This is a genomic window from Streptomyces sp. IBSBF 3136, from assembly GCF_036815105.1.
In the GTDB taxonomy this organism is placed as follows: Bacteria; Actinomycetota; Actinomycetes; order Streptomycetales; family Streptomycetaceae; genus Streptomyces.
The window spans coordinates 1-6,707 of the sequence record NZ_JAJSZC010000323.1; the positions used below are offsets into that span (position 1 = coordinate 1).

Sequence of the window (6,707 nt, forward strand, 5' to 3'; positions counted from 1 at the left end):
GGCGGAGTGGGCGGGGGCAACCATGCGGCGCATACGGCTGTGATCCTTGCCGTAGGCGGTGAACATGTTCTCCACCGCGACCCACAGGGCCAGCGGCCAGGTGGCGACGGTCTCGGCGAAGGCCGGCCAGTGGGCGCGGCCGTCCTTGGAGACGTCCTTGCTGGTCAGGAGCTGCTTGAGGAGGGCTGGGTCGGAGACGGACCAGGCGCGCACGCCGAGGATGTCCACCAACGTCGCGGGGCCGCGCTCGCGCAGGGCCTGGTGTTCGGCGTCCGGGTCGGACCCGGTCGGGTCGAGGACGAGTATCTGCTCTTCGGACACGGTGAGGTCTCTTTCAGGTCGTGGGGAAGGTGACGGGCAGGGCGACCAGGCAGCGGTGGAAGGGAGCGGGGCGCCAGACGACGTCGTCCCGGTGGCCGTCGAGGTCCATCACGGGCAGAGCGTCGACGACGTGGAGGATCGCGGCTTCGGCCATGAGGTACGCATGCGAGCTGTGCGGGCCGGCTCCCAGGTGAGGTGGGCCCGATTGCCCAGCGGCCGGTGGGATCCCAGCGTGGGGTCGTTGTTGCAGGCGGCGTAACTGATGACCACTGGCTGGTCGGCCGGAAGCAGGAAGCCGCCGACGTCGACCGGCCGGGTCGGGTAGGTCATCACGAAGTTCGCCAGCGGGGGGGCGCGGTAGAGGACGCTGTCCAGGGCCTCGCGGACGGAGGCGTCGCCTGCGTGCAATGGAGAAAACGGGGTTGGTGAGCGCGCTCGCCGGCGTAGATTTCGTCCATGCCGCCTTCGGGCAGGTAGCGGCTGGGGAAGGCGGTCCATTCGTCGTGCATCTCGAAGAGCACGGCGGTGACCAGCCGCAGGAGCCCGTTGCGGTAGGCGGTGCGGGCCTCGGTGTGCTCTGCCCACACGGCGCCGATCCGGGCCGCGGCCTCGGACTCGATCAGTTCCTGCAGCAACCGCTCGGCCACACTCCGCACGAGTTCGAGTCGGTCCGCCGAACGTAGTGACTCCAGCAGGCGGAGTACGTCAGGGCGGGACAAGGCCACCGCGAACCTCCTGCGTTTAACTTCCGCTTCACCATGGAGAGTTGCACGGCGGCGGCCTAATGCGCAGGGAGCGGAGACCGTCACCGGATGCACGCCCCGGGCATCCGCCCGCGCACACCCGCACGGCGATCGGCTACACCATTACGCGGGAAGCCATCTCCCAGCGTGTCGTTGCCCGCGATCTGAACCGGCTAATCGACAACGGGCTCCAGGTGTTCGTCACGGACGGCGCGGCCTCGTGGAACCCTGGCGACCTCATTGCCACACGCGATACCTACACTACGTGTCCCTCGACGGCAGGCTCGTCAAGTCCTGGCCCGTGCGGCGGCTTGCGGGCGCTCGCTGTCCGGCTGACGCGGAGACGAGGCGCCCGTCCTCCGGCGCGGGGAAGGTGCCCGGCGCGGCAGGAACTCCCCCGCGACACCGGAGGCGTCTCCTCACCGCCGCCGGCCGGCGCGCGGTTGGTTGTCGGGGCGGCCCCGTACCAGGGCGCGTGCGAAGGGGCCGCCCCCAGCCCCGCTGTCCTGACACGGCAGAGCCGCATCGACGGTATCCGCCGGGCTGCCGAAGCGCTGCTCGCGGAGCAGCAGCTTCATCGGCGCCGGCCGTGAATGCACAGCACCGCCTGGTGCTCTGACCGGGAAGGTTCGCCGGGTTGGCAGTGGGAACGGTTGGATGGGCGATGATGTCCGTTCCGGCCGCTGGAGGTGTGGTGGCTGAGCCCGTGAAGGTGCGCCGACCGACCGATCAGGAGGGGCAGAAGCTGCAGCAGATCGTGCGCCGGGGAAGTACAAGCTCGGTGCGCTATGGGCGGGCGATGATGCTGCTGGCGTCGGCCGGCGGGAACCGTGTCCCGGTGATCGCCCAGCTGGTCCAGGCCGATGAGGACACGGTGCGGGATGTGATCCACCGGTTCAACGAGATCGGCCTGGCCTGTCTGGACCCTCGAGGGGCGGGAGGCCGTCCCCGCATGCTCAGCGCTGACGACGAGGACTTCGTCGTCCAGACGGCCACCACCCGCCCCGCCAAGCTCGACCAGCCCTTCACCCGCTGGTCGGTCCGCAAACTCGCCGCCTACCTGCGCCGCGTGCCCGGACGCGTCATCCGTTTCGGCCGTGAAGCCTAACGATGCCTGCTGTTGCGCCGCGGCATCACCTTCCAGCGCAGCAAGACATGGAAGGAGTCGCCCGACCCCGAGCGCGACGCCAAGCTCGACCGCATCGAGCACGTGCTGGAGCACTTCCCGGACCGAGGCTTCGCCTTCGACGAGTTCGCGCCCCTGGGCATCAGGCCGACCGCAGGTTCCTGCTGGGCGAGGCAGGGCAAGCCCGACCGCCTGCCGGCGCCCTACCGCCGCACCCGCGGCGTGACCTAATTCCACGGCTGTTACTCCGTCGGCGACGACCGGCTGTGGGGCGTCAAGCACCGCCGCAGGGGCACTGCCAACACGCTGGCCGCGCTAAAGTCGATCCGCGCCGCCCGGCCCGACGGTGCCCCGATCTACATCATTTTGGACAACCTCTCCGCCCACACCGGCGCGGACATCCGCCGCTGGGTGAAGAAGAACAAGGTCGAGCTGTGCCTCACCCCGACCTACGCTTCCTGGGCCAACCCGATCGAGGCCCACTTCGGCCCGCTGCGACAGTTCACCCTGGCCAACTCCAACCATCCGAATCACACGGTGCAGACCCGGGCGCTGCACGCCTACCTGCGCTGGCGCAATGCCAATGCCCGCCACCCCGACATACTCGCCGTACAACGCCGGAAGGGCCCGCCGCTACACGTCGTCACGCTCCGGGAAGAGCACCTGAGCGGCGTCGAGAATCCGTTGCTGGGTCGCTTGTCGCCCTGCCGCAGTCCCAGTGCGGTCAGCGCAGGCGGCGGGACGCGGCTGAGCCGGCTCATCCGAGTAGTTGCGCGCTGCTGACCGGTTCGCGCCGCTGCTGTCCGTTGATGCGGTGCCGTTCGATGGACGAACGCCGGTACACCTCCTGCCGCACCCGCTGGATCTCGCCGACAGGCCGGTGCTCCTCGCGTGAGCGCCAAGGTGTGATCGACGTGGCGTCGGCGGCCGCCAGGTTCTCGTCCCCGCCGATGTCCTGACGCGGGAGGGCCACACGGGCGACGGTCACCCACGGAGACAGTTCCTGGGGCCACTTCACGGAGGTGTTGTCCACCGGCATGTGGGCCAGATCGGTGTTGAGCTGCACCTGGAGTTCGAAGGAGTGGTCCCGTTCCGCGGCCTCGGCAACAAGTGTGTGGCGGAACGCCTCGTTGTCCGCGCGCACGTCCACGATCTCGTGCGTCAGGGAGGCCACGGACTCGGCCGTGGGCACGGTCCGGATCTTGGCGATGTGGTCGCCGTACCGGAAGGCGCCCATGCTGTTGTAGGTGTACGACAGCAGGTTCCTGCGCGGGACGGTGGTGAACGACAGCATGGCGAACAGTTCGTCCCACAGCCAGCTGTCGGGATCGATGAGCGTGCCCTGGCGGGTCAGGAACTCCGCCATCCAGGTCTTGCGGCGGGCTGGGTTCACCAGGGCCTCCGGCAGTTCCGCGAACAGGTCCTCGATGACCATGTAGTCGTAGGCGGTGTTCGCGAAGAAGACATCGTTGTTGATCAAGTTGAGGTCAAAAGTGCCGCTGTCCGGCTCGTCGTCCAGCAGTGAGGGGCCGGGGACCCCGAACAGCTTGATGCCCATCCCACACGCCGCGCCGAGCTGATGGTCGGGGCGTTGATGACCAAGGCCGTTGGAGTAGCGGACGACGGCGTCGTACACGGTCGGGCGGGCGAAGATGCCCTGCCCGTAGAAGCCCCGGTTGTCACCGACCGTGACCGTGGCCTTGAGGAGGCCGTAGGTCTTTCCGTGGGCCGTGCGGACGGCGCGGCCGACGACCTCGCGCTCGACCGAGGTGCGGGTGCGCTGCGCCACCTGTGCCACCACCGCGTCCAACTCTTGCTGGTAAGTCAGGCGTTCGGCGGGGCGGTAATCCTCGTAGCGGACGGGATCCATGATGTTGCCTCCCTGTGCTGTGGTGTCGACTCCAGACGCTAGCCAGCAATTAAATTGTGCACAACATAACTGACTGTGGTGAATCACACGTTGGCGAGCGCAACCACGTCGGGGGCACACCACACCCCAGGGTCGATGCATACGGTGCTCGAGGGCGGACCGGGCGGCCGACCTTGCACCCCGAGCGGGTGCTGACGGACGCCCACCCTGCTGGACTGTCGCGGAACTTGACCGAGCATCAGCGGTGGTGACGACCGTGGCCCTCGCCATCGCCACCACGGGAACGCTCGCGCTGGACACGGGGCGGGGCCGGGTGGCCACCCCTTGTCGGGGTCACGCTCACCCCCGCCAGCCTCGGCGGTATGCGGGTTGCGGGTTGCGGGTTGCGGGTTGCGGGTTGCGGGTTGCGACAGGTTGCGGGGCTACGAGACGACCAGGACCACCGTGTCGGCGACCTCGACTCGGATCGGGCGTGCGAGACGGTCGAGGAAGGCCCGGCTGCACTCACGGGCGTCTTGGACGCGCCGGGACGGCTTGCACTCCCCCACCACACCGGTGCGCCGGAGTGGAATCCACCCGATGCGCTCCACCGTGGTCTCCACTCTCCGAGTGGACCTTCACTCAGCCGCCGATCCGCGCCCGGGTGCGCGGTGGAGTTCACCGTGCCCACCCAGCGGCGGCCCTGCGCCCTCGACGCGTTCAGCGCCCGAGCACCGTGCCCGGCACCCGTTCCACCGTTACGGCGGCCAGACCCGCGGCCGGTGCGGCGGTGTGCAGGATCTGGTGGCTCCTGGATGCGGTCAGCGGGGCCAGGCCGAGCTGGTCGGCGAGGGCGCGGATCTCGGCCAGGCGCTGCGCACCGGTCAGGCCGCCACCACACGGGAGGTGGCCGGTGTCCGTCTCGTGCTGCTGCCGGCTGCCGGTTGCGCATGTCCTCACCCCACAGCGACAGGGCGCGGCGTCGGCGCTCGCTGCGCCCGGCGCCGTCGAGGAGCCACAAGCCGTGGCGAAGTTCCCCAGAGGCGCCGCGCAGCAGCGTCCAGGGGCTGACCGGATCGACCTCACCGGCCGCCGTCAAGCGGCGCAGCGCATCGGCGTGGGCCAGGCCGACGGAGCAGGAGTTCTGGATCAGGTGCGCGGCGGAGTACAGACCCAGCGGGGCGTCGTCGGCAGCAAGGCTGCTGGCCGGTGCGGGTGCGGGTGCGGGCAGTTGCCGTGAGGAACTCGGCATCTCCCAGATGCACGTCTCCCGGCTGCTGTCGCGCAGGCTGGTGCGGTTGCGCAAGGGGCTGACAGTGGAGGAATGAGCCTCCTACGGGTTTTTGGCTTCTCCGGGTGACCTCCACGAGCGGATGCGGTCCGGCCCACGACGCCGGACCGCTCCGCTTTTCGCAGGTCCGCTTCCCGGTTACCGAAGTCCCACTCAGTTACCTTAAGTAACTCTCTTTTCTAGAAGGGTCACCTGCGCCACCATGGGCACCCCAAACTGGCTGGTAGGTCAGGACAGAGGATGGGCGGCGGGCGAAGAGGGGCGAGGATGGCTCAGGGCGGCGACACTGCCGGGGACGCGGGCCGCGGGCCGTACAGCGAGGCGCCGGACGCGCGGCTGACCGTACTACTGTGCGGTGACACCGCCACCGCCTACGAGGCGCTGCGGGAGCTCCACCGACGGCACCGCCCGGCGGCCCTCGGCTACGCCCGGCTGTGCACCGCGAGCGAGTCGGCGGCCCGGCGGCTGGTGGCCGAGACCTTCACGGCGGCGGCCCGCGAGACGGCACACGGTGTGGAACCCTGCGTCCCGCTGCGCCACCACCTCCTGCTGCTGGCCGCCCGGCTGGCCGCCTCCTGGGCCCGCGACGACCGTTCCGCGGGCCTGGACCCCGGCCTGCTGCTGGTCCTGAACACCACCGGCACCCCGGGGGGCCCGCTGCCGCCCTTGCTGGCCGCGTTCCACGCCCTGCCCTCACGCACCCAGGGCCTGCTCTGGTACGCCGTCGTGGACGAGGAGCCCGAGGGCCGCACGGCCGCCTTCCTCGACCTCACCCCCCAGGACGTGGTGTACAGCACAACGCAGGCCCTCCAGGCGATGTCCCAGGCCTGTCTCAGGTCGCGCCTGGCCGCCTCCGACGACCCGCGCTGCGCGGACTTCCGCCGTCTGATCGAGGAGTCGACGCGGGCGGACGCCCCCCGCCACAGTGCCGACCTGCACGCCCACATGGCCCAATGCCCGCACTGCACGGCCGCACACGAGGAGCTGACGACCCTGCGGGACACCCCGCGCGCGGTCCTGGCGGAGGGCCTGCTGCCCTGGTCCGGTTCGGCGTACACGACCCGGCAAGGCCCCGAGCCTCGGGTCGTCGCCGGCGGCACGGGGTCGCGGCGCCCTCCGTCCCGCCGCTTACTACTGGCCTCCGCGGCCTTCGGCGTGGCCCTGGTCCCCCTGGCGATCCTCATGCTGCCCTCGGGCGGCTCCGCGGACCACCGCTCAGCGGGCGCCGGCGGCACGCCCACGACCGCGCCGCCGGTCACGATCACGGCGACGGCGTCCCCGACACCGTCGCCGTCCCGGACTTCCAGGTCCCCGTCTCCCACGCGGAGCCCGAGCCCGACGACACGGCCCCCGAGCCGCCGCAGCCCCCGCCCGTCC

Annotated in this window: 5 protein-coding genes and 4 pseudogenes; 3 read left to right on the forward strand and 6 right to left on the reverse strand. The window is 70.4% G+C overall.

Annotated features, from left to right (window positions below; all coding sequences use genetic code 11):
* The 3 genes and pseudogenes from V7E45_RS37585 to V7E45_RS40800 all read right to left on the reverse strand — a co-directional run.
* Positions 1 to 321, reverse strand: a pseudogene (locus tag V7E45_RS37585) (cytochrome P450); the annotation flags it as partial.
* A gap of 13 nt (positions 322 to 334) precedes the next feature.
* A complete protein-coding gene (locus V7E45_RS37590) occupies positions 335 to 475 on the reverse strand; it encodes a hypothetical protein (protein ID WP_333778764.1) in 141 nt (46 codons plus the stop codon).
* 388 nt (positions 476 to 863) lie between these two features.
* Positions 864 to 1,046 (reverse strand): annotated as a pseudogene (locus V7E45_RS40800) (IS256 family transposase); the annotation flags it as partial.
* A 712-nt stretch (positions 1,047 to 1,758) separates the two neighbouring features.
* Between V7E45_RS40800 and V7E45_RS37600 the strand changes: the two are divergent.
* Positions 1,759 to 2,814 (forward strand): annotated as a pseudogene (locus V7E45_RS37600) (IS630 family transposase); the annotation flags it as partial.
* Between the two features lie 133 nt (positions 2,815 to 2,947).
* On the opposite strand, the gene V7E45_RS37605 reads toward V7E45_RS37600, so the two are convergent.
* From V7E45_RS37605 to V7E45_RS37615, 3 genes are all read right to left on the reverse strand, one after another.
* A complete protein-coding gene (locus V7E45_RS37605; protein WP_333778766.1) occupies positions 2,948 to 4,060 on the reverse strand; it encodes a catalase family protein in 1,113 nt (370 codons plus the stop codon).
* Between the two features lie 422 nt (positions 4,061 to 4,482).
* A complete protein-coding gene (locus tag V7E45_RS37610) occupies positions 4,483 to 4,662 on the reverse strand; it encodes a hypothetical protein (protein ID WP_333778767.1) in 180 nt (59 codons plus the stop codon).
* Between the two features lie 97 nt (positions 4,663 to 4,759).
* A complete protein-coding gene (locus V7E45_RS37615; protein WP_333778768.1) occupies positions 4,760 to 4,999 on the reverse strand; it encodes a hypothetical protein in 240 nt (79 codons plus the stop codon).
* Between the two features lie 275 nt (positions 5,000 to 5,274).
* On the opposite strand from V7E45_RS37615, the pseudogene V7E45_RS37620 reads away from it, so the two are divergent.
* Positions 5,275 to 5,367 (forward strand): annotated as a pseudogene (locus V7E45_RS37620) (RNA polymerase sigma factor SigF); the annotation flags it as partial.
* Between the two features lie 230 nt (positions 5,368 to 5,597).
* Positions 5,598 to 6,707: ricin-type beta-trefoil lectin domain protein (locus V7E45_RS37625; RefSeq protein WP_333778769.1), on the forward strand; the 1,110-nt coding region annotated here is incomplete at its 3' end.

Bases quoted from the DNA above. Each gene is read 5' to 3' on its own strand.
- V7E45_RS37590 (WP_333778764.1), bottom strand. From the start codon at position 475: ATGGCCGAAGCCGCGATCCTCCACGTCGTCGACGCTCTGCCCGTGATG.
- V7E45_RS37605 (WP_333778766.1), bottom strand. From the start codon at position 4,060: ATGGATCCCGTCCGCTACGAGGATTACCGCCCCGCCGAACGCCTGACT.